We start from the raw sequence: 2,275 nt of genomic DNA, 5'->3' as shown, positions 1-2,275 counted from the left end.
GCCAGGATCAAACTCTCCATAAAAGTGTTTGACTTGCTCATTTGTATTGCTGACGAGTTTAACTCGTTAATTTCTAACATTCGCTCGTTGTTCAGTTTTCAAAGAACAATTCGTAACTCGTAAGTTACTTTCTTTTCTTCATCGCCGTTCAGCGGCGACTTAATTAATATATCATGTCTTACATATAAGGTCAAGCACTTTTTTTAAAAATTTATTCAGTGCCTCTCAGCACTTGCTTGTCTTAACCACCACTAAGAATGGCGGAAGACAAATATAACACAGATCACAATTTAGAAGCAACCCTAATTATACACTCATATTATGGAAACTATTTTGTATCATGAAATGAGTACCGAGATCTAGCGAAGAACTCTATACTTCATAATCTTATAATACTCATTGGTCTGCGATGAACCTCTCTGCTTCATTTATATATAAGTAGTTATATTAAAGATACTGTTCTCTACGTTACTATCGCTCCCCATAGTCGTATAAATACGGTAACTTCAAAGAAGATAGCAGACCCTAATTATTAGTTTCAAGCACACTTTCCCTCAATAGGTTATTCACTTAATTTGCTGTCTAAATACTTGAACTGGACCAGTCCATCGCTCCCCACTAATAATCGCCTCAGAGTATGCTCCGTTAGTGTACTCCTGAATCACTCTATTCCAGAATCGATGCGCTGGTACGTTTGCTGCAGTCTGTCGAACCTCCCATGCTCCGGAAAATAGATCAAAGATCGCGAATGCCGCTTGCTTCCCGTAACCACTGCGTCTGAATTTTCGCATAATGAAAAAGTCGCTTATGACATTCGTATCGGGTGCATTGCTCAACATCATATATTCTTGTGGAACCCCCAGCGAGACAAGAGCGAATCCTGCTAATTCTCCGTCCAATCTAATGAATAATGGTCGTCTGTACTCATCAGTCCATTGGTGATCCAAATATTTATACATATACAGCCCATGACTATTTAACGCATGCCCATCAAACTCACTCGAATCATATCTATACAGTTGTATCAAATTATGCAGCACTGACTTGTCCTCGTATGGAATCCTTGCGATTTCAAGCACTTGTCATCCCTCCACCATCTTCACTACATCTTTCTGCCAACTGCAGCCAACATTAATGGAAGAGTATCTATCGACTGCTCATTTCGATCCAGTTCATCCACTCGAATGACACTAAACCCTGTTGCAATAAAATCATTTACATAAACAGAAAGCGGACGGTGATAAGCCCCCAGTGTAGATCGAATCGTTCCTACCCCTTCCGATTTCCAATACTGAGTACTGTATTGCATAACCTTGCGTGAGCCATCACCCATGGGGTGACTGAACGGTGATTGAAAACACGGATGCATAATGACCCAGATCATAACACCTTGGTCCTTTAAGATTCGATGCGCCGCCCGAAATACATCATGGTGATTCGGAACGTCCATCAGCATAACGCTCGACACCACATAATCATACGTACAACTCGAAATGTTGTTCAAACTCATGGCGTCATCTTGAATCCAAGTTACTATTTCACTTTTATTCTTGGCATACTCCAGAAGTTTACTGCTGAGATCCACACCTGTTACTTCTGCACCCAATAAAGATATCCGATGACTCAACTCACCTTGACCGCATCCAATGTCACATATACTCTTGCTCTGAATGTCTCCATTACTAAGCAACTGTCTCACAATGTACTGATATGAAACCTCAGGTCCACCTGACTGAACCATGCTGTGATATTGCTCGGCGAATTGATCATATTGGGCCATTCGCGTCCCTCCTGCAGTCATCACTTTATTCTGAGTATAAATAAATGCAAAATATTGGGCAACATTCATTTGTGGTTGTAAAAAAAACGCTACCGTTCGAGATCAACAGCGGGGGTTTGTTGGCTTGGCGATATTCTACTCTCTTTGGAGCCTGAAGTCATGATACCTGCAGCAGCTGGCAGCTGCATTTTGTGCAGCTAGTGTGCTGCGTCAGAAAGTTGGCTGAGTGCTTACTGCATTCTGTACATCTATTTCAGCTGCTTTTAGGCGTTGTTGCCCAATTATGGCTGGAATAAATGCCCGAAATGCAGTTAATTTGTGTTTTAGGGCTATCCTCCATGCAATTAGATGTACAAAATGCATCTAGCCTGTGAGGCCGAGGCATTGCACATAGAAAAAGCCCGCTGTCGATTCGAGATCAACAGCGGGCTTTAGTTAGCTTGGCGACGTCCTACTCTCCCAGGACCCTGCGGTCCAAGTACCATCGGCGATGAA

The 2,275-nt window shown here is 42.2% G+C and carries 2 protein-coding genes; both read right to left on the bottom strand.

The window, feature by feature from the left end; translation table 11 throughout:
* Positions 1 to 566 precede the first annotated feature (566 nt).
* Positions 567 to 1,079, bottom strand: a complete 513-nt coding sequence (locus ACXX53_RS22960) for a GNAT family N-acetyltransferase (RefSeq protein ID WP_458571017.1) — start codon at positions 1,077 to 1,079, stop codon at positions 567 to 569.
* A gap of 23 nt (positions 1,080 to 1,102) precedes the next feature.
* Positions 1,103 to 1,780, bottom strand: a complete 678-nt coding sequence (locus ACXX53_RS22955; RefSeq protein ID WP_458571016.1) for a class I SAM-dependent methyltransferase — start codon at positions 1,778 to 1,780, stop codon at positions 1,103 to 1,105.
* Between the last annotated feature and the right edge of the window lie 495 nt (positions 1,781 to 2,275).

The sequence above is a fragment of the Paenibacillus marinisediminis genome (assembly GCF_054343325.1).
The sequence above is the reverse complement of the archived record's forward strand: the minus strand, read 5'-3'. Positions and strand labels throughout refer to the sequence as shown.

Bases quoted from the DNA above. Each gene is read 5' to 3' on its own strand.
- ACXX53_RS22955 (WP_458571016.1), bottom strand. From the start codon at position 1,780: ATGGCCCAATATGATCAATTCGCCGAGCAATATCACAGCATGGTTCAG.